Here is a 22760-nt window from a genome sequence, read left to right as displayed (position 1 = left end):
GCCCGTATGAGCGAGACCACGATCCGGCCCGCCCAGCCGGCCGACGCCGACCGGCTCACCGCACTGATCCAGGCCTCCACCGCCTACCGCGGCGCGTACTTCGCGATGATCGACGGCTACCTGGTGAAGCCCGACTACGTCGAGCGCCACGAGGTGCGGATGGCCGTGGACGACACCGACGACCGGCTGCTCGGCTTCTACGCGCTGATCCACGAACCCGCCGAACTGGACCTGATGTTCGTCGCCGACGAGGCCCAGGGGCTGGGCATCGGACGGGCGTTGATCACGGACATGCTCGCCCGGGCCCGGGCGGCCGGGATCGCCACGGTCAAGGTCGTCTCGCACCCGCCCGCCGAGGGCTTCTACCTGCAAGTGGGCGCCGAGCGCACCGGAACCCGCCCGCCGCGGCCCAAGACTCCCTGGGAACAGCCCGAACTGCGCTTCACCGTCTAGGAGTTCACCTGCGGGGAGTTTGCCTGCGGGGAGTTTGCCTGCGGGGAACTGCTCTGCGGGGCGGCGCCCTGCGCGGGGTCCGCGGCGGCCGCCGCCTGCGCCGGGACGAAAGCCGCCGCCTGCAGCCGGGACAGGATCTTCTCCGCCAGCCAACTGCGGTCCGACCCGTACGGGATGCCCTGCGGGTCGACCAGCTGCGCCGTCACCGCGTCCCGCAGCCGCTGCGCTTCGGCGCCGGGCAGCCGGGAGAGCAGGCCCCGGGCGGCCAGCAGCGCGTGGTACTGCTCGAAGCCCGAGCGCGGGTGCTCGATCGCGTCCAGCACGCTCGGCAGGTCCGCCAGCGACGGATCGCCCTGCATCAGCGCGAGCGCCTGGATCCGGCGGCCCTCGGAGCCGTCCGTGTAGAGGCCCCGCACCTGGTCGGCGGTGAGCGCCGAGCGCTTCGCCGTCGAGCGGACCTCCGCCACCACGCCTTCCGGCCCGGCGGGGGAGCCCGAGGCGGGCGGCAACTGCGCGGCCAGCGCGGCGGGTTGGTCCGCGCTGCCGCCGAGCAGCCCGAGCTGCTGCATCGCGCGCACCCGGAGGTCGTCCGCGCCCACCTTGTCGCCCCGCCGGTCGCGGTCCTGCCCGGCCAGGAAGAGGTCCAGCGCCTCGTCGGTCTCGGTCAGCACCCGCGGCAGCGCCAGCCGGGTGACCAGCCAGCCGGCCAGGAAGCCGAGGACCAGGAAGTACAGCACCAGTGCGGCCGCGAACGGCACCGCGGCGTCCGCGTCGCCCAGCACGGGCGCCAGCGCCGTACCGAGCTGGTGCAGCCGCTCGCCGAGCGAGCCGAGCTGGGTGAGCCCGACACCCAGCAGCACCTTGGTCAGCCAGTCGGAGACCTGCTCCAGGTTGGTGTTCGGCGCGTACGAGCCCTGCGGCTCGCCGGAGCCGCTCTTCACCCGGGGCACCCCGAACAGGAAGCCCAGCGCGCCGCCGAGCACCGTCGAGGCTCCGGCGACCACCAGGCCGCCGCCGAGCGCCTGCCAGGCGTGTTCCCGGCCGAGCGAGAACAGCAGCAGCCCGAGCAGTCCGGTGCCGGTCAGCACCCCGGCCGCGGTCCACTGCGCCGTCCGCTGTGCCGACGTGCCGACCCGTCGCCGTGTCCTCGCCATCGCCCACCCCCTGTGTCCGCGCTGCTGCGCCCCGTCGTTCCCGTGGCGGGGCCGGGCCGACTCTAGCGCCGCGGCCCCACCACGGGAACGACCCGGGGGCGCCGGTGCTACGACGGGGCCGGCCACGTGGGAGGCCCCGGAAGCACCGGGGGCCGGAAAGGCGAGGCCGGAAACGTAGGGAGCCGGAAACGCAGACGGCCCGCGGGCTGCTCCGCGACGCCGGCCCGTGCACTGGCCTGGCGTCGCGGCACCGGGGATGTACCGGTGAGCCCGCGGACCGGGTGACTGCTATGGATTTCGCCTGCCGGAGGCCAGGGGCCTCACCCTGCGCAGGCAGGGGCGGCTCTAGCGAGCAGCCACCTCACGCATCCTGATGGAACTCAATTCAGGATCACCTCCCTTCAGTGTGCCGCCACTGTAGGCAGCCTCCGGTCGGGAGGGCAACGGATTTATTCGAAGCCGGGGCCGCCCGGTCAGGCGCTCTTCACCTTGTCCTGGAACTTGGTGTAGTCGATGACGTCGTCGGCCGACGGCACCTGGATGGTGACCGGCTTGTCGAAGTCGCTGAAGTCGATCCGGCCCTTGTCGGAGCCGGTGGTCTTCTCCAGGCGCACCGGGTAGAACTTGCCCTCGGTGGCGATGTGGAGGAGCGACTCCTCGCCCTTGTCGTCCTTCTCCTTGAGGCTGAAGGTCTTCAGGCCGTTGACAGTGCCGGTGCTGCCCTTGGTGGGGGTGCTGGAGCCGTCGTCGAGCATCTGCTTGCTCGCGTCGGAGAGCTTGCAGAAGTCGGTCAGGTCCTTCATCTTCGGGTCGTTCTGGAAGCCGGTCAGGTAGCGGCCCTTGAACAGCTCGGCGACCATGTCGCCCTTCGGGCCGCCGAAGGTCTTCCAGAACTGGGCGTCCGGCTTGAGGAAGTACTGCTTGCCGTCGCTGAGGATCTCGAAGGAGCCCATGCCGGGCAGCGCCATGCTTCCCTGGCACTGGCCCGTCGAGTCCATGGCCATGTTGATGGTCATCTGGCCGTCGTCGCTCGCCATCTTGCCGGTGATCTTGAGCGAGGTGGCGCCGGCCAGCGCGTCCTTGGCCTTCTTCTCGATCTCCTGCGCGGTCAGCTTGTCGGTGTCCAGCGTGGCCGCGGGCGGGGTCGGCGTCGGCGTGGCGGTGGGAGTCGCGGGCGCGGCGGCGGCGGTGGTCGCGGGGGCGGCGGCCTTGTCCGAGTCCTTGTTGTCACCGCAGGCGGCCGTGCCGGCTCCCAGGAGGAGGCAGATCGCGGCGGTGCTCGCCAGGCGCTTCGACAGCATCAGGTCGTTCCTTGTCCAGGGAACGGGCCCTGCCGTCCCCCACGTGGATGAAATTTTCCTCAGTATGGGGGAGCGCCATGACAGCAGATCTTGGAAGGGGGTGCCGTTACCGCTTCGTGGTGGGACCGTGTTCTGCCCGTGCCGGGGAATACGAAGAGGCCCGGAGGAAGAATCCTCCGGGCCTCTTCGGCTACTGAGTAGCGGGGACAGGATTTGAACCTGCGACCTCTGGGTTATGAGCCCAGCGAGCTACCGAGCTGCTCCACCCCGCGTCGGTGAACACAACAATACAGAGATGTCACCGTCATGGGAAATCGGTTCGTCGGGCGGCCCGTCAGCACCCCGGCGCCGCCCCCGGGCGCTCCCCCCGGACGGGCCGTCGTCCGCGCCGCCCGGCGTGCCGGGTGGCGCGGGATCTGGCCCAGAGCGCGAAGCAGACCAGTGCCACGAAGCAGGGCACCATCAGCACCCCGTAGACCACCAGGAACCCGTCCGTCCCGAGGTCGGCGGCGGCGTTCCAGGTGCCGTGCAGCACCATCGCCAGCAGCAGTCCGGCGGGCGCGGCCAGCCGGGCCAGCCAGCGCCGCCCGCTGGTCAGGGCGACGGCCAGGCCGATCCCGGTGAGCGCGGTGAACAGCGGGTGGGCGAACGGGGAGAGCAGGGCGCGCAGCACGAAGGTCTGCACGGTGCTGTCGAAGTCGCGCAGACTGGGCGGATCGCCCAGGCCGATGCTGTCCAGCCGGTTGCGCTGGTCGGTGCTGAAGGCCCGGCCCAGGTAGAGCGCGTTCTCGGTGAAGGCGAAGCCGCAGGCCGTCATCCCGCCGAGGACCACCCCGGCGGCCAGGGTGCGCGGCCGGGAGCGGCGGTGCGGCGTGCCGGGGGAGGGCGGGGCCGGGCAGAGGTACGGCAGCGGCCGCAGGTAGGGGCGGAGCCGCAGCCGGCCCCGGGCGTGCGGGCCGGCCGGGCGGCGCTGGTACGGCCGGGCGCGCCGGGGCGCGGGCGACCGGTGCAGCAGCGGCGCGCAGGGCCGGCCGGAGCGGCGGCCGTGGCAGCGCAGCCGCTGGCCGAGCGGCAGGAGCAGCACCAGCAGGGCGGTGGCCTTGGCGCTCTCCTCGATCACCGGGGTGGCGATTCCGGCGCCGAGCAGCCCGCCGAGGGCGCCCTGGTGGGTGGTCAGGTAGTCGGCGGTCCAGTTGTTGGCGAGGATCGCGACGGTGGTGGCCGCGCAGGCGCCCCAGCCGAGGCAGAACACGGTGTGCCGCAGCGGTACCCGGGCGGTCAGGTTGAGCCAGGCCAGGCCGCCCAGCACGAAGGGCAGCGGCACCATCGCCAGGCCGAGGCCCACCAGCAGTCCGACGGTGCCGGTCTGCCGATGGACCAGGTACAGGATCAGCACCCCGCAGCAGCTCAGGATCAGGACGGCGGCCGCGGTGACCGAGGAGAGCGCCGCCGAGCGGCCACGGCCGGGGGACTGTTCCGGGGAGCCCGGTGCGGAGGGAGCGGCGGGCGGTGACGCGCCGCCGGGCCGGGGCAGCAGCCGGTCGGCCCGGCGCCTCCGGGGCCCCGGGATGGTCCGGGTGTCGCCGGGGCGCGGGACCGTACCCGGTGCGTCGGCGGCGGTGCGGACGGTGGCCCGCCCCGACCGGACGCCACGGCCGCCGCCGGACGGGCTGCCCATGCGGCACAGGGTAGGCCACGGCGGCGGCCCGTCGGGAGGAGTCGGGGCGAACGGTTCGTCCCGGGCCGGACCGCCCGTACGGCCCGCCCGGGCCCGTTCGAACGGCGGCGGAGCGTCAGCGGCGGCGGAACAGCAGGTCGTGCACCACGTGGCCCTTGGCGATCCCGGCCCGCTCGAACTTGGTGAGCGGCCGCCAGTCCGGCCTGGGCGCGTAGCCGGGGATGCTGCCGTCCGGGTGGTCCGCGGGCTCCAGCCAGCCGGTGCCGTCACCCTCGGGGTGCAGGTTCTCCAGCTCCGGCGAGGCGGACAGCACGGCCAGCATCTGCTCCGCGTACGGCTCCCAGTCCGTCGCGCAGTGCACCAGGGCGCCCGGGGCGAGCCGGGGCAGCACCAGGTCGAGGAAGGACGGCTGGACCAGCCGGCGCTTGTGGTGCTTGGGCTTGGGCCACGGGTCGGCGAAGTAGACCCGCAGGCCGGCCAGCGAGGCGTCCGGCAGCATGTCGCGCAGCAGGATGACGGCGTCGCCGGCGGCCAGCCGGACGTTCTGCGAGCCGTCGCGCTCCAGCATGCCGAGCAGGTTGCCGTGGCCGGGGGTGTGCACGTCGGCGGCCAGGATGCCGGTCGACGGGTCGGCGGCGGCCATCGCGGCGGTGGTCTCGCCCATGCCGAAGCCGATCTCCAGGGTGACCGGCAGGCCGCCGAACAGCTCCGGCAGGTCGAGCGGGGTGCCGTCGATCGGGACGCCGTACGTCTCCCAGCTCCGGTCCAGGGCGCCCGCCTGGGCGTTGGTCATCCGGCCCCGGCGCGGCTGGAAGCTGCGGATGCGCCGCTCCCGGTGCTGTTCCTCGGTGGCCTTGTGCGGGTACATCGGCGCGGGGTAGGCGGCCGGCGCCGCGGACAGCCGGGCGGACGGCGATTGCTGGGGGATCGGGGCGGTGGCAGTCACAATCACCCGAGTCTACGGGGCCGCGCGGGGCGCCCGGAGGGGTGTGTGACGGGGTTCATCCGCGGGGCTCCCGCCGGGCCTCCCGTCGCCCTCCCGCCGGGCCTCCGCCGGCCTCCCACCGGGCTCGTGCCGCGCCCTTCGCCGGACCGGCCCCCGCTCAGCCGCCGGCCGCCAGCGCGGCCAGGGCCCGGCGGGCCACCTCGCGGCCGATCGGCAGCGAGGCCGTAGCGGCGGGGGAGGGGGCGTTCAGCACGTGCACCGTGCGGCGCGGGGAGCGCGGGTCCTCGGGGTCGAAGCCGGCGAAGGCGAAGTCGTCCAGCAGCGAGCCGTCCCGGGCCACCGCCTGGGCCCGTACCCCGGCGGCGGCCGGCACCAGGTCGGCGGCGGTCACGGCGGGCAGCAGGCGCCGGACGGCGGTGGTGAACGCCCGCTTGGACAGCGAGCGGTGGAGCTCGCCGACCTCGTAGCGCCAGTGCCGCCGGAGGATCCGCCAGGTGCCGGGGAAGGCGAGGGTCCCGGCCAGGTCGCGCGGGTGGACGGTGCGCCAGTCGTAGCCCTCGCGGGCCAGCGCGGGCACCGCGTTCGGGCCGACGTGGACGTCCCCGTGGATGCCCCGGGTGAGGTGCACCCCGAGGAAGGGGAAGGCCGGGTCGGGCACCGGGTACACCAGTCCGCGCACCAAGTCCCGGCGCTGCTCGGCCAGTTCGTAGTACTCACCGCGGAACGGCACGATCCGCACCCCCGGGTCGTCCCCGGCCAGCCGGGCGATCCGGTCGCTGTGCAGCCCGGCGCAGTTCACCAGCACCCGGCAGCGCAGCTCCCCGTCGGCGGTGCCGACCGTCACGCCGTCCCGGCGCCGGGCGACCGTCCGGACCTCGGTGCCCGGCCGCAGTTCGGCGCCCGCCTCCCGGGCCAGCCGGGCGTACGTCGTCGCGACGGCCGGGAAGTCGCAGATGCCGGTGGTGCCGACGTGCAGCCCGGCCCGCCCGCGGACCGCCGGCTCGTACCGGGCGATCCCGGCCCGGTCCAGCTCGGTGACCGGGATGCCGTTCGCCCGGCCGCGCTCGGCCAGCGCCGCAAGTCGGGGCAGTTCGGCGTCCTCGGTCGCCACGATCAGCTTTCCGGTGACCTCGTGCGGGATGCCGTGCTCGCGGCAGAACGCCACCATCTCGGCGGCGCCCGCGACGGCGAACCGGGCCTTGTACGAGCCGGGGCGGTAGTAGACGCCGCTGTGGATCACCCCGCTGTTGCGCCCCGTCTGGTGCGCCGCGAAGCCGTTCTCCTTCTCCAGCACCGCCACCCGCAGCCCGGAGTCGCCCCTGGTCAGGGCGTACGCGGTGGCCAGGCCGACGATGCCGCCGCCGACCACCACGACATCGAACCCGCCGTCCGCCACGCTGCGCTCCTCGTCCGCCGCCCGACCCCTGCGGCCGATGGTGCCACGGGAGTCGGCCGTCGGCGCCGGTTTCCCGCAGGTTGCACCGGTGGCCCTCGGCGGGCTTCGCGCCGCGCTCCGGTCGACGTCGCGCCGTGCGTCGGTCGGCCCGTCAAGGCTCCGCCGCTTCGGTGCGTGGTCCGTCGTGCGTGGTCCGTCGTCCGTCGTGCCGCTGTGGGTGGGGCATGCCGAGGTGGACGGCAGAACACTGCCGCCCACCTCGCCGTGCGGGGTGGAGCCGCTCCCCAGTGGCTCCACCCCTGGTGCGGCCGGGGCGCTCGCGCGCCGGGCCCCCGGCCCCGCGCGTCCACCGCCGTCCCCCGTCCGGCCGCGTGGTGGTGTGGCCCGGTCCCCCGACCCGGCACACCACCGTCCCCCCGCTAGACCTCCCAGGGCCAGCCGGCGTCGGCCCCCGCCTCCAGGAGGGGGATCAGCCGGAAGGCCGCGTCGCTGAGGCCGCCGAAGGTGTGCCGGTTGGCGACGCCGCTCGGGCCGTGGCCGGTGGCGTAGCCGGCCAGGTTCCAGGTGTAGACGGGTATCCGGGCCGGTACGGCGGCCAGCGGGTCGCTGCCCCGGTAGCCGAAGCCGGGCTGCTCGTCGGTGACGATCACCACCCGGTCGTGGCCCCGGTAGTGGGTGCGGACGGCCTCGGCGGTGTTGGTGCCGCCGAGGTTCGAGAACCGCTCCAGCACCCGCAGCACCGCCTCCCCGCGGCCGACCTCGATGACCCGGCTGCTGCTGCCGAACTCGACCAGGTCCGCCTCGGCCGCCCGCACCTTCAGCGCGGTGCCGAAGATCGCCGCCGAGTCCGCCCGGTTGAGCTGGGTCTGCGCGCTGGGCCGGTCGAACATCGAGCCGGAGCGGTCCACCAGGATCAGCGTCCGGCCGGGCAGCTCGGGCACGTTGGCGAGCGAGTGGCCGAGCGCCGTCTCCAGCGCGTGCCCCCACCGCAGCGAGGGCGCGTGCCGGTAGGCCGCCAGGTAGCGGAACGGGAACTGGCGCGAGCGCCGCACCTCGCCCCGGTCCGAGACGCGCCGGGCCACCTCGGCCGCGACCGCGTCCGACACCCGGGCCTGGTCGAAGTTGCGCAGGTTCCGCACCAGCGCCATCGGGCCCATCGAGGGGATGACCGCCTCCCAGACCGGCGCGTCCAGCGGGCCCTGCAGCCAGCCCGCCAGCGCCTCCCAGGTCAGCCCGGCGGCGGCCAGCCGCTCCGCGCCGTCCGGCGCCGTCACGGCGGCCCGGCGCTGCTCGACCGGCAGCGCGAGCAGCTCGCGGTTGGCGGTCAGCATCCGGTCGGTGACCGGCGGGACGGCCTCCTCCGGCCGGTGCCGGCGGTCCAGGGCGTAGCCGAACAGCGCGCCCTGCCAGGGCTTGGCCGGGTCCGGCGTCGGGTGGGTCAGCTCCAGGACGTCACCGAAGCGGTAGCCCTTGCTCGCGGTGTCGTACTTGAGCAGCGCGCGGGCGTCGTACAGCCGCCGCACCGCGTCCGCGACGCCGCGCTTGAGCGGCTTGGGCAGCGCCCGGCCGTAGCGCGAGGTCCAGTAGGCGAGCAGCTCGCCGGGCTCGTCGGCGCGCCGCAGCACCGCGTCGACGGCCTGCCGGGAGTACCCGTGGGCGCCGGCGTCCAGCCGGGCCCGGGTGAACTCGGCGGCGCCGACCAGCGCGGCGGTGCGCAGCTGTGCCCCGTACCGCAGCCAGCGCAGCAGCCCGAGGGTCCACTCCGGGTCGCTGACGGCGAGTTCGCGCACCAGGGCGGTGTAGCGGTCGTCGCGGGCGCCGCCGCGCTCGTAGAAGGTGTCCTGGCCGACCAGGTTGGCCACGGCCAGCAGGAACAGCTCGGACTTGCCGTCCCGGACGTACCCGACGCCGCCGTTGTGGTTGGCGACGCGTCGCCCGGTGGTGGTCACCGGCGACGTGGGAGTCGCCTTGGCCTTGCGGAAGTTGAACCTGGACATGCTGCAGCCCCCCTCGGCGTGCTTGGTCGTCTACGGGAGGGAGGCATGCTGCGGCCGGGGTGCCCGAGATCATGCCGGCCGTCGTCCGACGGCCGACCTCGGCGGAGGTGTATGCCTTGTGCTCTACCGGATTGAGCTAGCGGCCGCACTCGCGCACGGCACGCCCGGGATTTGAACCCGGAGCCGCAAGATCCGAAGTAACCCCCGCCTGCGCACCGGGCACTCCGAAGCGCAGCTGCCTCCCGAGATCAGGTCGGCGGCGGTGTTTCGCGGGTTCGAACCGCTGCGCCGGAATACCGGCGCCTACCAGAAGTAACCGCTGCCTTCGCACCGGGAGGTGCGGAATTCTATTCACGTGTAGGTGTCCAGAGTTCAAGGTCGGCTGAGGTGACGAAGCTGCTCTACCAACTGAGCTACACCGGCCCGAAAAGTACCGGTGGCGGGACTCGAACCCGCGACCTGCCCATTAGGAGTGGAAGTAACCTCTGCCTGCGCACCTGGACGAGAGTGACCTTATCCAGGCCCCTCCCGCAGGTGCATCCCATTTATCGGCAGGCCGTTCCATCGGGCCGTTCCGTCAGGCCGTCCCGCCGGCTCCGGCGGCTCACGCCGGAGCGACGATCACCGCCCGCGCCCGCTCGGTCAACTCCCGTACCCGGCGCTCACCCTGGAAGGGCTCCAGCCGGCGCAGCATCTCCACCACGTACTCCCGGCTGCGCTGCGAGGAGATCCGGCCGGCCACCTCGACGGCGCGCTCGCCGGCGGCGACCGCGGCGTCCAGGTTGCCCGCCTCGGCCTCGGCCATCGCCGAGACCACCAGCCGCAGGCCGTGCGAGCGGACGAAGCCCTCGGTGGGCTTGGCCAGCGCCTCGCGGGTGAACTGCCGGACCTTGGAGGGCACTCCGAGGTCGCGGAAGCACTCGGCGGCGTCGGCGGCGAGCCGGTCGTAGGCGTAGAAGTCGATCCACGCCGGATCGGGGTCCCCGGCGCGCGACCGTTCGAGTGCGCTCTCCGCCGCGCCGAGCGCCGTCGCGCACGCCGCCGCGTTGCGGGCCTTGGCCTGGGCCCGTGCCTCCACCAGATGGAAGAAGCTCATGGTCCGGGCGGTGGCCAGGCTGCGGTTGCGCTCCAGCGCGGCCTGGGCGAGGTCGACGGCCTCCTCGGCGAAGCCCCGGTAGCCGGCCTGCAGGCTCATCGAGGCCAGCACATAGCCGCCGAGCGGCACGTCGGCGGCGGCCCGGGCGAGCCGCAGGGCCTGGATGTAGTACCGCTGGGCCGCCTCGTGCTGCCCGGTGTCGAAGGCCATCCAGCCGGCCAGCCTGGTCAGTTCGGCCGTCGCACCGAACAGAGCCCGGCCGACCGCGTCGCTGTACGAGGCCAGCAGCAGCGGCGCCGCCTCCACCCGCAGGCACTCCGGCACCATCGACGAACGCCAGTCCCCGCCACCGTACTTGGAGTCCCAACGGCGGGCCTCCTGGGCGGCCTCGCGGAGCTTGACGGCGTCCGAGTGGCCGACCCGGTAGGAGGAGTTCTCGCTGGGGGAGCGCGGCACCTCGCGGGCCACCGAGCCGTCCGCCGGGTTGATCAGCCAGCGGGAGACGGGCGTCGCGTACGCGGCGACCGAGAAGGTGCCGGCCAGGCTGTCGCTCCAGCGGCCGCCGCCGGGCCCGCGCCGCAGGTCGAGGTCGACCCGGAAGAGGTCGGTGGCCGAGCGCACCGCGTCGGCGACCTCGCGCGGGAAGGCCAGGCCGAGTTCGGGCGCCGGGTCGGTGTCGCCCAGGCCGATCTCCTCCAGCGGGACGGGCCGGCCGAGCTTGCCGCCGATCGCGGTGGCGATCAGGTGCGGGACGGGCCCCTGCGGGACCATGCCCTTGCTCACCCAGCGGGCCACCGAGGTCTTGTCGTAGCGCAGTGTCAGACCGCGCTGGGCGCCCAGGTCGTTGACCCGGCGGGCCAGTCCGGCGTTGCTGATCTGGGCGAGGGTCAGGAGCGTGCCGAGCCGTTCGTTCGGTCCTCGTGGGCTGACGGTCATGGTGGCGGCGGCACCTCCTGCGGCCTTGTGCGCGGGGCCCGGGCGGCACCGGGCCGTAGCTGCTGTACCTAGAGTAGTCGGACGCGTTCCGACGGTTAAGAGGCCGCATTCCGGATGGCGGGATCGCGCACCCGGCGGTGTCGCGCCGGGCTGCCGCGGGAGTTGGTCCGGACCACCCGGGGCGGTTCGGCCGCGTCGCGCGCCGGAGCGCCGTGCTCCGGTCCCGTGTTCACGTGCGCCCGGCCGTGCCCCCTGGCCCGACCGGCCGCGCGGCGATTCGCTGGTGGTCGTGGGTCGGCCCGCCGTCGAGGACCCGGCGGGCCGGGGGATGCCGCCGCCTCAATCCCCGCGGGCGGCGGTTGAGTCCGGGAGGGCATGCGGATGCCCTCCCGGGCGGGGCGACGCCTTTCGGCCATCTCGCGATGCCCATGTCAAGGGTGCCGCCCGGGCGGTCCGGGCCACGGAGGGGGAGGCCCGGCCCGCCCGCATCCACCCCCGCGCCCACCTCCTGCCCCGGGTGCGCCGAAACGGAAGCGGAACCGACAACACCGGCCCCGACGGCGGCCGGTGGTGGCACGATGTCTCCTGACGGCGCGCCGGAACGAGGGCACGCCCGGACGCGCGTGCGGGCCGCCCGGAAACCGGGGCCGCCCCGGCACCCCACCCGGCCGCCCGCCCGGCGCCGGACGCGCCGCGCGAGTGCAGGTCCTCGTCCGGTGGAGGCGCGATGCGGTGGCTGACGGGCTGGAGCACGGGTGCGCCCCGGGCGGGAGTGCCCGCCCACGAGGCCCTCGCCACGGTCGCCCCCATCGCCGCCCGACCCCTCTGGACCGGCCCCAACCCGCTCTGGGCCGTGGGCGACTGGCGCCCCGAGGAGATCCGCCTGGTCACCCTCCGCCCCGGAGCCCCCGCCGTCGTCAGCACCGGCCCCACCACCCCCGACCCGGTCGCGGACACCCCCGCCACCACCCGGCTCGCCGTCCTCGGCCACTGCGGGGCCACCGACCCCGAACTCGCCGCCGGCCTCGCCGCCGCCCGCGGCGGCGCCGTCCGCCACCTCACCGCCTGGCCCGGCAGCTACACCGTGGTGCTCCGCACCGGCACCCGCTCCACCCTGCTGCTCACCGACCTCGCCGGCGCCCAGCCCGTCTTCCACACCCCCTGGGCCGGCGGCACCGCGTACGCCACCGCCGCCCTCCCGCTCGCCGACCTGGTCGGCTCCGCCCTGGACACCGGCCACCTCGCCGCCCGGCTCGCCTGCCCCGAATCCCCGGAGGCGCTCGGCACCGGCACCCCGTACCTGGGCGTCCAGCGGGTGCCGCCCGGCCATGTGCTCGCCATCCGCGGCGGCCGCCCGTACCTGGACGCCTACGACGAACCGCCCGGCGCCGACCAGCCGCGCGACGAGGCGCCCGCCATCCGCGAACTCACCCGCGCCCTGCTGGAATCCGTCCGCTCCCGGGTCCGCACCCCCGCACCGGCCACCGACCCCACCGGGCGGGCCCGGCTCGGCGTCGACCTCTCGTACGGGACGGCCTCCGCCACCGTCGCCCTGCTCGCCGCCGCCGTGCCGCTGCCACCGGTCCCGGCGGGCGGGCTGCCGGCGGCCCGGGCCGGGGACGCCGGCGGGGCCAGGGCGGGCGTCGGCGCCAGGGCCAGTGGCCGAGCCAGGACCGGCGCGGTCAAGGGCTCCTGGGTCCGGGACACCGCCCAGGGGCCGTCCGCCCCCGAGCAGTTGGCCGCCGTCACGCTCGGCGAGACCGAACCGCCCACCACCCTCGCGCTCGCCCCCGACACCCCCCGGCTGCGGCACACCGTGCTCGACCCCGGCCCCGACACCCTCCCGTACGCGGTCCTGCGCGCCGACCCGCAGTCCGGCCCGCTCACCGACGAGCCCGGCCCCGAACTCGTCGCCGCCGCCCGCGCCGAGGCCCGCTTCGACGCCGGCGGCACCGACCACCTCACCGGCTACGGCGCCCGCCAGGTCCTGGACGGCCACCCGGCCCGGCTCGCCGACCTCATCCGGGCCGGCCGGCCGCGCGAACTCCTGCCCCCGGTCGCCGCCCTGGCCGGCGTCGACCGGGCCGCCGCGGGCGTGCTGGCCGGTGCGCTGCGCACCCCGCTCACCGTGGTCCGGGCCGCCCACCGGCTCTCCCGGGTCCGCTACGCCGAGGCGCTGGACGAGGCGGCCGCCAAGCTCACCGCCCGGCACGTCCCGGACGGCGCCGGCACCGCGGGCGACCGCTCGGCCGTCGACCTCGTCTGGTGCGTCCCCGGCCCGGCCGCCCGCTGGCTCTCCGACGAGGCGCTCTCCTCGGTCGCCCTACGGCTGCGGCTGGCGGCGCGCAGACCGGCGCCCGAGGAACACCCCGGCGCGCACCGCGCCCGCCACGCCCTCTACCGCCAGGCGCGCTCCTACCGCACGCTCCTGCACGCCGCCGAACGGCCCGGCCAACGGCTGCACGCGCCCTTCCTCGACAACCAGGTGGTCCGCGCCGCCCGGCTGCTCCCCGACGACGTCCGCCTCCAACCGGGCGCCCGGCACGCCCTCCTGCACGCCGTCCTCACCGGCGCCGGCCGCACCGACCTGCCCCCCGACTGGGGCCGCGGTCCCCGCCCCGACCGCACCGCCGCCGCCCGGGCCGGCCTGCGCCTCGCCGCCGACGGCCTCGCCGAACTCTTCGACGCCCCCCTCCTCGCCGAAGCCGGCCTCATCGACCTCCCCGCCGTCCGCGCCGGCCTCACCGCCCCGCTCTCCCCGACCGCCCTCGCCGGCCTGGCCGACCTGGTCTCCACCGAACTCTGGCTCCGCCGCCTCCGCGCCCGCCGCCACGGCGCCTGCTGGACCGGCCTCCCCCACCCCCACCCCCCGGCCCTCACCCCCTGACCACTCGCCGCCCGCGGCCCCCGCCTCCTCCCCCCGGCGCGGCTGGCCGGGGGGATCCGGGCGAGCAGGTGATGATGTCGGGGCTGTGAGTCCGTGGTGAGGAAGGTGTGCGGTGGCCGGTGTGAGCCCGGGGCGGGAGGTTCCCGTGGTGCTGTCGGTGCTGGGGCGGCCGCCGACGGGGCGGCCGCCGGGGGTGCTGGCGGCGTGCGACGGGTCGGACGGGTCGCTGTGGGCGTTGGACCGGGCGATGACGGAGGCGGAGCTGTTCGGGCTGCCGCTGTACGTGCTGGCCGTGGTGAACCCGGCGCCGGCCGGGTACCCGCCGGGGATGGCGGAGCTGGTGCAGGAGAGCGTGGAGACGCTGGTCGAGAGCATGGCGGACGGGCTGCGCCGGGCGGTGTCGACGGTGCTGCGGCAGCGGGTGCGGCCGTACGCGGGGGAGATGTCGCTGCACGTGGTGCTGGGCAATGTGATCGAGGTGCTGCTGGAGGCGTCGACCCGGCAGCACACGCTGGTGGTCGGCACCCGGGGCAACGGGGGGTTCGCCCGGCTGCTGCTGGGGTCGGTGAGTTCGGCGGCGGTGCACCACGCGGCCTGCCCGGTCCTGGTGGTCCCGGCGCCCGAGGAGGTCTGATCCGGCGGTGTCGGCCGCGTCGGCGGGTGTCGGGAATGTACCGAGATGGTTCATCGTTCACCTATCTCGTACATCCGCCCCGACACGCCCCTGGAGCCCCCGAACATGAAGGTCGAGATCTGGTCCGACATCGCCTGCCCCTGGTGCTACATCGGTAAGCGCCGTTTCGAGCAGGCCCTGGCGGACTTCCCCGGCAAGGAGGGCGTCGAGGTCGTCTACCGCCCGTACCAGCTGGTCCCGGACGCGCCGGAGACGGCGAGCCCGCACCGCGCCTGGCTGGCCGAGCGCTACGGACCGCAGTCGGTCGCGATGGACGCGCGGGTCGCCGAGCTGGGCCTGGCCGAGGGCATCACGTACGACTTCGACGCGGCCCTGCACGCCAACACCTTCCTGGGCCACCGCCTGCTGCACCTCGCCGAGGCCGAGTACGGCGCCGAGGCGCAGGGCCGGCTGAAGGAGGCGCTGCTGAAGGCGCACTTCACCGACGGCGTGGACGTGGGCGACCGCGCCGCGCTGGCGGACGTCGCCGTGGCGGCGGGCCTGGACCGCGCGCGGGTGACGGCCTACCTGGCGGGCGACGAGGGCACCGCCGAGGTCCGCGCCCAGCTGGCGGAGGCCCGTGAGCTGGGCATCACCGCCGTGCCGACCTTCGTGTTCGAGGGCAAGTGGGCGGTCCAGGGCGGGCAGGATGCCGCGACCTTCCGCAAGGTGCTGGAGCAGGTCGCCGCCGAGATCGGTGAGCGCCGCCCGGCGCCGGTGCCGGTCGCCCCGGCCGGGGAGGCCTGCGCGGACGGTTCCTGCGCGGTCTGACGCCGGCCGCGACCGCCGTCGTACGGAAGGGGCCCGTTCCAGGAGCTGTCACCAGCCCCGGAACGGGCCCCGAGCCGTGTCCGGACGGTCAGGAGCACCTGAACCGGGCCCGCGCCCAGTCCGCGACGTTGAGCGCCGACCAGATCCCGTGGGCCGGCGTGACCACCAGCCGGATGGACTTCTGCCCGGCGAGCGGTACGTGCACCGGCACCGCGTCGTCGCCGGCGGCGAGGGTCCGGGAGCGCCACAGGGTGCTGCCGTCGCCGCCCTGGACGGTGAAGACCACCCCGCCGGGGCCGAGCGTGGCGTCGTCGACTCCGGCGACGGCGTCGAAGGACGTGCAGCTGCGGTTGAGGTCGATCAGCGTGGTCGCCGGGGCGCGCACGGTGATGGCGTGGGGGAGGTAGTCGCCGCCGATCCAGCCGCCGTCGCGCTGCCAGAACCGGTCGCTGCCCTTCTGCCGGATGCTCGGCCCCTCGGGCGGCACCCGGTTGTTGCCGGGCTTGACCACGGGCAGCGAGTCGCCCCAGAAGTCGGTGGGCGCGGGCGGAGTGGGCGGGGTGGGCGGGGTGACGGTCGGCTCGGGCACCGGCGGCAGGGTCGGCGTCGGGACGACGGGTACGTCCGGTGTCGGCACCGGCGGCAGGGCCGGGGTCGGGACGACGGGTGGCTCGGGGATGCGCTCGACGGGCGCGGCGGGCGGTTCGCTCTGCGGAGCCCGGGTGGCCGCCGGGGCGTGGCTCGGCTTCGCGCTGGGCTTGGGGCTGGGACTGGGGCTGCTGCTCGGGCTCGGCGCGGGCGGCTCCGGGGCGGCGCTGCTGGGCGCCGGTGCGGGCGGTGCGGGCGCGGGTGCCACCGGCGCGGGCGCCACCGGGGTGGGTGCGGCCGGCGCGGTGGCGGCCGGGGGAGCGGCGGTGGGCGGCTTGGGTTCGGGCGAACCGGTGAGGGCGTACGCGGCCACGGCGGCGGCCGCCACCGCGACGGCGGCGGCGATCCCGGCCTTGGCGGCGGTGCCCAGGCCCTCGCCGGCCACGGCACCGGCCGCACTCCCGCCGGAGGCCCCCGAGGCGCCGGCGGCACCGGCCGCCCCCGTGGCGCCAGCCGCACCAGTAGCCCCCGTGGCAGCCCCCGAGGACCCGGCGGCGGCCGCCGCCGTCCCCGCCGCGGCCGCACCGCCGACGGCGGCGACTCCGCCCACGGCGGCCGCGGCGGCGCTGAACCCGCCGACCCCGATCCAGACCAGCACGCCGCCGGGCAGCAGCGCGCGCAGGCCGGTGTTGATCTCGGTGAGTTCCAGGCAGGCCGCCGTGCAGCGGTCGCACTCCCTGAGGTGCCGGCCGACCTCGGCCGAGGCCCGCTTGCGCAGCGAGCCGCGCGCGTACGCCCCGAGCCGGTTGGCGTAGGACTCGCAGGTGCTGTGCTGGCTGCCGGAGATGTGGGCCTGGAGGAAGCCGGCGGCCAGCCGGTCGCGGGCCCGGTGGGCCTGGACGGCGGTCGCGTTGGCGGTCTTGCCGAGCATCACGGCGACGGTCTTCGGCGATTCCCGCTCGACCTCGGTGTGCCAGAGCACGACCCGGTCGTCCTCGGGCAGTTCGGCGTAGGCCTGCATGACCATGCGCTGGTCGGCCATCGCCATCGCCCAGGCGTCGGCGCCGGGGTCGCCGAGGTCGAAGTCGACCACGGCGGCCGAGCTCTGGGCGAACACGCCGAAGTCGTCGACGAGTTGTTCGCGCCGTTCGCTGCGGGTCCAGGCGGCGGCGACGTTGCGCACGGCGGTCAGCAGGTAGGCGCGGACGGCGAACTCCGGGCCCTTGCCCGCCTTGAGGGCCTGCAGGGTGCGGGCGAAGACCTCGCCGGCGAGGTCCTCGGCGGTGAAGCTGTCCCGGCAGCAGGTGCGCGCGTAGCGGCGGACGGAGTCGACGTGCCGGAGGTAGATCTCCTCGTACGCGGTGTCGTCGCCGGCCCGGACCCGGGCGGTCAACTCGGCGTCGGAGGGCGGGCGCTCGCCGTCCACCGGGTCGGCGGGGGCGGGCACGGTGGGCCGGGCGGGCCGGCGGTCGCCGACGAACGCCTCGGGGGCGACACCGCCGCGGCCGGCGGGGGCCTGGCCGGGCACCCGGCCGGAGGGCAGTGCGGCGGCGGAGGCGGAGAGCGACTCGCGGCTGGGCATCCCGGCCTGGTCGGGGACGTGTCCGGGGCCGGCGGCGCCGGTGCCGCCCGAACCGGCCGCGGAGCCCGAACCGCCTGCGGCGCCCGGGACTTGGGCGGCGCCGGTTCCGCCGGGGCCCGCGGCGGACCCTCCTGCGGTGCTACCGGAGAAGCCTCCGAAGTCGAGGCCGTACCCGTAGTCGTTCTGTTCCTCGGCGCTCACAACGGACCCCAGATTCCACGACAGCCCCCGTAGTGTGGCAGGGCGCGCGGGAGTGCGTAGGCGCACGGTTCCCCGACGTACGGCGCCGACGGCGCGCGAAGGGCGCGCATCGGGACATTGGCTCCAACCACGGGCAAAGGATGGCATAGCGCAGGGGCGCGTGGAAGCCGGACCGGCCGGTACCCACTCTTCCGAGGGGCCGTCGCGGATGTGTTCGCCCAGCGTGCGGCGCGGGGTCGCACGACGTCCGCACCCGGCGCGCGTGCCCTGCTCGCGCGCCGGTGTCCCGCTCAACTCCCTTGCCCGTCGGGCGCGTCGTCCGTGCCTGGTGCGACGCGTCCGCCGCCGCCCCCGTCCACCGGGGGCGGGCCGAGCCGGGGGTCAGCGTGACCGCAGACCGTCCAGCAGTATCTGCAGCAGCCGGTCCGACGGCCCGGCGGCCGGTTGACCGTCCGGATGCTGACCGACCGCCGTGAAACCGGCCGCCGTCGGCGCCGTGACCGAGGGCCGCACCGCGTGCACCGGCACCGACGCGGTCAGCACCAGCACCACGTCCGACACCGTGACGCCCGGCCGCAGCTCGCCCGCCGCACCGGCCCGCGCCACCAGGGCGGCCAACAGCTGCAGCAGCAGCCGAGGATCGGCGTCCGCCGACGAGGGCTCGCCCGCCGCCCCGGCGCGCGCCTCCTCGCCCCGCAGGTCGAAGCGCACGGCCGCCGGCACCTCCGACGCCCGCTGCTCGGGCACCCGGCCCAGCTCCTCCGCGTACCGGAACGCCTCCGGCGGCAGCAGCCGCCCGGCCCCGGTTCCGACCGCGCGGGCCAGGTACCCGGCCAGGGCGTCCCAGGCGCCGTCGCCGCCGTACAGCGACTCCCGCGCCTGCGCGGTCAGCCAGGCCACCTCCTCGGCGGCGATCCGCTGGACCAGCACCTCCTTGCTGGGGAAGCGCCGATAGACCGTGCCGACGCCGACCCCGGCCCGGCGCGCGACCTCCTCCATCGGAGCGCCGTAGCCGAACTCGCCGAACACCTCCCGGGCCGCGCGCAGCACGCTCTCCAGATTCCGCCGGGCGTCCACCCTCAGTCGGGCCCCGGGGACCGGCGCCGTCGCCTGCTGGGGATCCGCCCGGTACGGGACGGCCGCGTACGCCATCCCGCCCTGGGGCAGGTCCACCGGGCCGCGCTGCTCCGGCACCATGCCCTGTCCGGCGTGCGGCGCAGCCGCCCGCCCCAATGCCTGCTTCTGTTCCATCATCCCAACTCTCCCCCGCAGGCGTCCGAAGCCGGACCCTGTCGTCGCCCGCCCCTGCACCCCCCGGTGCAGCTCAGCCCGGCAGAAATGACCAGATGACCCATCGCTCTGTGCCGCCCGTCCCGTTCCGGTGACCACGGTCGTGCCGCCGGGCCGCCTTGACGTCCGGCTCGGCGCGTCAGCACCGCCCGGGGCCTCGTCCGGGAACTACCCTTCCCCGGATGACTCTCCCCCAGTCGGGTTGTCGAGCCAACGCTGGAACTGGCCGTAGTGGCCGCTCCACGGTGCGTCGCCGCCGATTGTCATGGCGGTAACCGCTCCGGTACACAATCCGACCATAGTTCACGGCTCTTCGCGGCCGAAAGTGCGTCAGAAAGTCGCCCAGCAAGCACAACTGGTCACTGCCGCCACTTCCGTCGCAACCAGCCCCGTACGGACTGTGGACAAGACCACCTCCGCCGGTCCTTCATAGGGGGGCGTGATGGGGGGACACCCCCGGCCGCGAGGCCGGGACGAAACGTCACATCGGCAGGAGGTGCACCATCAGGATCCTGATCGCCGGCGGCGGCTGCGCCGGGATGGCCACCGCGCTCCACCTCCAGCGTGGCCTGCGGGAGCAGCTGCGGCGCGGTGAAGTGGAGATCACCGTCGTCGAACCCCAGGCCTACTCCACCTACCACCCGCTGCTGGCCGAGGTCGCGGCCGGCTCGATCGACCCGCGGCACGTGGTCGTCCCGCTGCGCCGGGCCCTGCCGCACTGCCGGGTGCTCACCGCCCGGATCACCCGGATCGAACACGCCGCCCGCCGCGCCCTGGCCGACGCCGCGGGCCCCGGCGAGACCCCGGCGCCCCTCGAACTCCCTTACGACGTCCTGGTGGTGGCCCCCGGCTCGGTCGCCCGCACCGCCCCCGTGCCCGGCCTGGCCGAGCACGGGCTCGGCTTCTCCACCGTCGGCGAGGCCGTGCACCTGCGCAACCATGTGCTGGAGCAGCTCGACCTCGCCTCCGCCACCCGCGACCCGGCGCTGCGGCAGTCCGCGCTGACCTTCGTCTTTGTCGGAGCCGGCTACGCGGGAGTCGGCGCGCTCGCCGAGCTGGAGGACATGGCCCGCACCGCCGTACGGGGCTACCACAACGTCCGGGTCGAGGACCTGCGCTGGGTGCTGGTCGAGGCGACCGACCGGATCCTCGCCGAGGAGTCGCCCGAACTCGCCGAGCACACCCTCGGCCAACTGCGCGAACGCGGCGTCGACATCCGGCTGCGCACCACCCTGGAGTCCGCCGCCGGCGGGGTCGCCGCGCTCTCCGACGGCAGCCGCTTCGGCGCCCGCACCCTGGTCTGGACAGCGGGCATCCGGCCTTCGCCGATGCTGCGCGACACCGACTTGCCGCTGGACACCGCCGGCCGGGTCCGCTGCCTGGCCACCCTCCAGGCCGTCGGCCCGGACGGACGCGCCCTGCCCGGCGTGTGGGCGGCCGGCGACTGCGCCGCCGTACCCGATCCGAACGCGGACGGCGCCCCCTGCGCGCCCAACGCCCAGCACGCCTTCGCCCAGGCCGAACTGCTGGCCCGCAACATCGCGGTGGCGCTGGCCGGCGGGCCGCACGCGCCGGGGCTGGTCGAGTACCGGCCCGGTCCCGCCGCCTGCTCGACCTCGCTCGGCCTGCACCGGGCCGTCGCCCACACCCGGGGCGGTGGCCGGCTCACCGGGCGGCGGGCGTGGTGGCTGCACCGGGCCCGGCACCTGCGGCGGCTGCCGAGCGCGGAGCGCCGGGTGCGGGTGCTGGTGGACTGGGTGCTGGGCGGGGTGTTCTCCCGCGAGGTGGTCTCGCTGGGGGCGATGGAGCACCCGCGTTCGGTCTTCGAGGGCGGGTTCGACCCAGGGCCCGGACGGCCGCCCGGCGCCGGGCCGGAGGCTCCCCGGTGAACGGCCCCGCCGCCCGGGGCCGACGGCCGGTCCGACGGGCGGCTCGACGGGCGGCTCGACGGCCGGCCCGGTGGTCGTTCCGGAGGCCGATCGGAACGAGGGCCGGAATGAGGGCCCGAACGCGATCCGGAACGCGCGCCGGAACGCCGATCCGACGGCCACGCCGGGCGGGCGACTTCCGGAACCGGGCCTCCGCCTGACAGGATCAGCCCGAACTGGTCATTACCCCGTGTGCTGACGTGCACACAAAAAGTGATGATATGCCTGGAAAACGAGGAAGCGGCCGTCGTTTGAACCTCATCCGCTGGAGCGCCCGGCTCACCGGAGTCCCCTGGCGTGCCGCCCCACCCAACGGGGCCGGCACCGACGAGGGCACGCCCTCCACCGACGGCGTCGTCGTCCCCAGCCCCCGCGACCCCACCGGCCCCGCCCACACCCCCGAACTCCTCGACCTGCACAAACCCCAGAACCTGCGCGAGGTCCTCAACCGCATCCCCGCCCCGGTCGCCGTCACCTACGGCCCGCTCCACCAGCTCGGCTACGCCAACCGCGCCTACCGCGAACTCTTCGGCGAACGCCCCACCGGCCTGCCCGCAGGCGAGGCGCTCCCCGAACTCGGCACCATGGGCGTCCTGCCCCTGATGGACCAGGTCATCCGCGGCGGCCGGCCCCGCAGCGTCAAGGCCCGCTGCATCCTCGGCCTCACCGGCAACCGCTACTACAACGTCTCCTGCGTGCCGCTCGGCCCCGGCGACACCGGCGACACCCCCACCGAGGGCCCGCCCGCCGGAGTCCTGATCTTCGCCGCCGAGGTCACCGACCAGGTCCTCGCCGCCGCCCGCCTGCGCGAGGCCGAACGCCGCCAGCGCGAGGCCGCCGTCACCCTCCAGCGCAGCCTGCTCCCGCAGAAACTCGACCAACCCGCCGACCTGCGGGTCGCCGCCACCTACCAGCCGGGCGGAGCCGAGGCCGCGGTCGGCGGCGACTGGTACGACGTCATCGCCATCGACGGCGGACGCACGGCACTCGTCATCGGCGACGTCATGGGCCGGGGCCTGCGGGCCGCCGCCGTGATGGGCCAGCTGCGCACCGCCGTCCGCGCCTACGCCCGCCTCGACCTGCCCCCGCACGAGGTGATGTGCCTGCTCGACGGCCTCGCCATGGAGATCGACGCCAACCAGATCGCCACCTGCACCTACGCCGTCTGGGACCCCCAGCACCGCACCCTCTCCTACGCCTCGGCCGGCCACCTCCCCATGCTGCTGCGCTGCCCCGACGGCACCATCCTGCGCAGCGAGGAGCAGAACGGCCCCCCGCTCGGCACCGGCGGCGGCCTGCACGTGTCCCACACCCTGCGCCTGCTCCCCGGCACGACCGGTGTCCTCTATACGGACGGCCTGGTCGAACGCCGCGACGAGGACATCGACCAGGGCCTCGACCTGCTGGCCCGCACCCTCACCGGCGCGATCGGCGCCCCCGAGGTGATCTGCGCCCGACTGCTCCGGGCGATGGGCGTCACCTCGGAGCACGACGACGACGTCGCCGTGCTGGCCTTCCAGCTGCCGGCGGACGAGGCCGACGAGGGCACCGAGAATTCGCTTGCCGTGCTTGACTCGGCCACCCCAGAGGTCTAGTGTTCTTCGAGCTGCCTGGCAGGGAGCACCGGACACGCGTCAGCGCGGACGGTCCCGAGGTAGCCAATCCCTTGAAACACCACTTCCCGGCTCGTGCCGGGTCGCGTTCGCGTTTTTTCGCGTGGCGGCTCGGTGCTTATTCGGCGTGCGCCTTTTATCGGATTGCGGCTGGATTCGCTTTTCGGAGCGGGGATCGGCTAGAGTTTGAAACGTCGGACAGGGCGTCAAGCCCCGGAAGACACCGGCGAGTTGGATGAACGAAGCCCCGGAAACGGAGCGGAAAACATC

14 protein-coding genes, 2 tRNA genes and 1 pseudogene are annotated in these 22760 nt (G+C 75.3%); 6 read left to right on the top strand and 11 right to left on the bottom strand.

Annotated elements, in window-relative coordinates; genetic code table 11:
- Nucleotides 1–6 precede the first annotated feature (6 nt).
- A complete protein-coding gene (locus ACZ3YL_RS30525; RefSeq protein ID WP_188303661.1) occupies nucleotides 7–453 on the top strand; it encodes a GNAT family N-acetyltransferase in 447 nt (148 codons plus the stop codon).
- Here ACZ3YL_RS30525 and ACZ3YL_RS30520 read toward each other — a convergent pair.
- The 9 genes from ACZ3YL_RS30520 to ACZ3YL_RS30480 all read right to left on the bottom strand — a co-directional run bounded on the left by ACZ3YL_RS30520 (nucleotide 450) and on the right by ACZ3YL_RS30480 (nucleotide 10957).
- Complete coding sequence (locus ACZ3YL_RS30520; RefSeq protein ID WP_465660507.1) at nucleotides 450–1607, bottom strand: hypothetical protein; 1158 nt, start codon at nucleotides 1605–1607, stop codon at nucleotides 450–452. The genes ACZ3YL_RS30525 and ACZ3YL_RS30520 overlap by 4 nt on opposite strands.
- A gap of 473 nt (nucleotides 1608–2080) precedes the next feature.
- Nucleotides 2081–2908, bottom strand: a complete 828-nt coding sequence (locus ACZ3YL_RS30515) for a hypothetical protein (protein ID WP_465660506.1) — start codon at nucleotides 2906–2908, stop codon at nucleotides 2081–2083.
- 198 nt (nucleotides 2909–3106) lie between these two features.
- Nucleotides 3107–3180: transfer RNA gene (locus ACZ3YL_RS30510), tRNA-Met, on the bottom strand.
- A gap of 62 nt (nucleotides 3181–3242) precedes the next feature.
- Nucleotides 3243–4586, bottom strand: a complete 1344-nt coding sequence (locus ACZ3YL_RS30505) for a PrsW family intramembrane metalloprotease (RefSeq protein ID WP_465660505.1) — start codon at nucleotides 4584–4586, stop codon at nucleotides 3243–3245.
- A gap of 115 nt (nucleotides 4587–4701) precedes the next feature.
- Nucleotides 4702–5532: a tRNA (guanosine(46)-N7)-methyltransferase TrmB gene (gene trmB, locus ACZ3YL_RS30500; protein ID WP_317621202.1), complete on the bottom strand. Its 831-nt coding sequence runs from the start codon at nucleotides 5530–5532 to the stop codon at nucleotides 4702–4704.
- Between the two features lie 157 nt (nucleotides 5533–5689).
- Complete coding sequence (gene lhgO, locus ACZ3YL_RS30495) at nucleotides 5690–6928, bottom strand: L-2-hydroxyglutarate oxidase (protein WP_188306482.1); 1239 nt, start codon at nucleotides 6926–6928, stop codon at nucleotides 5690–5692.
- Between the two features lie 419 nt (nucleotides 6929–7347).
- Nucleotides 7348–8925, bottom strand: coding sequence for a TROVE domain-containing protein (locus ACZ3YL_RS30490; protein WP_465660504.1), 1578 nt, complete (start codon nucleotides 8923–8925; stop codon nucleotides 7348–7350).
- Nucleotides 8926–9203: 278 nt separating this feature from the next.
- Nucleotides 9204–9348 (bottom strand) — tRNA-OTHER (locus ACZ3YL_RS30485).
- 181 nt (nucleotides 9349–9529) lie between these two features.
- Nucleotides 9530–10957, bottom strand: coding sequence for an MFS transporter (locus ACZ3YL_RS30480; RefSeq protein WP_188306484.1), 1428 nt, complete (start codon nucleotides 10955–10957; stop codon nucleotides 9530–9532).
- A 727-nt stretch (nucleotides 10958–11684) separates the two neighbouring features.
- Between ACZ3YL_RS30480 and ACZ3YL_RS30475 the strand changes: the two genes are divergently transcribed.
- The 3 genes from ACZ3YL_RS30475 to ACZ3YL_RS30465 all read left to right on the top strand — a co-directional run bounded on the left by ACZ3YL_RS30475 (nucleotide 11685) and on the right by ACZ3YL_RS30465 (nucleotide 15288).
- Nucleotides 11685–13844 (top strand): asparagine synthase-related protein, encoded by a 2160-nt coding sequence (locus ACZ3YL_RS30475; RefSeq protein ID WP_465660503.1) that lies wholly within the window; start codon nucleotides 11685–11687, stop codon nucleotides 13842–13844.
- A 112-nt stretch (nucleotides 13845–13956) separates the two neighbouring features.
- Nucleotides 13957–14478 carry a universal stress protein gene (locus tag ACZ3YL_RS30470; RefSeq protein ID WP_188307931.1) on the top strand — a complete coding sequence of 174 codons (522 nt, stop codon included), beginning with the start codon at nucleotides 13957–13959 and terminating at the stop codon, nucleotides 14476–14478.
- A gap of 105 nt (nucleotides 14479–14583) precedes the next feature.
- Nucleotides 14584–15288 (top strand): DsbA family oxidoreductase, encoded by a 705-nt coding sequence (locus ACZ3YL_RS30465; protein ID WP_188307930.1) that lies wholly within the window; start codon nucleotides 14584–14586, stop codon nucleotides 15286–15288.
- A gap of 88 nt (nucleotides 15289–15376) precedes the next feature.
- Here the strand turns inward: ACZ3YL_RS30465 and ACZ3YL_RS30460 are convergent, their stop codons facing one another.
- Together ACZ3YL_RS30460 and ACZ3YL_RS30455 are read right to left on the bottom strand one after the other, a co-directional pair.
- Nucleotides 15377–17659: a sigma-70 family RNA polymerase sigma factor gene (locus tag ACZ3YL_RS30460; protein WP_465660502.1), complete on the bottom strand. Its 2283-nt coding sequence runs from the start codon at nucleotides 17657–17659 to the stop codon at nucleotides 15377–15379.
- Between the two features lie 381 nt (nucleotides 17660–18040).
- The gene (locus ACZ3YL_RS30455) at nucleotides 18041–18811 is read right to left on the bottom strand and encodes a TetR/AcrR family transcriptional regulator (protein WP_188307603.1); all 771 of its coding nucleotides are present in this window, start codon (nucleotides 18809–18811) and stop codon (nucleotides 18041–18043) included.
- Nucleotides 18812–19488: 677 nt separating this feature from the next.
- On the opposite strand from ACZ3YL_RS30455, the gene ACZ3YL_RS30450 reads away from it, so the two are divergent.
- Nucleotides 19489–20838 (top strand): NAD(P)/FAD-dependent oxidoreductase, encoded by a 1350-nt coding sequence (locus tag ACZ3YL_RS30450; protein WP_465660501.1) that lies wholly within the window; start codon nucleotides 19489–19491, stop codon nucleotides 20836–20838.
- A 290-nt stretch (nucleotides 20839–21128) separates the two neighbouring features.
- A pseudogene (locus ACZ3YL_RS30445) lies at nucleotides 21129–22424 on the top strand (SpoIIE family protein phosphatase); the annotation flags it as partial.
- Nucleotides 22425–22760 lie beyond the last annotated feature (336 nt).

The organism is Kitasatospora sp. NPDC023176 (assembly GCF_055560495.1).
The sequence above is the reverse complement of the archived record's forward strand: the minus strand, read 5'-3'. Positions and strand labels throughout refer to the sequence as shown.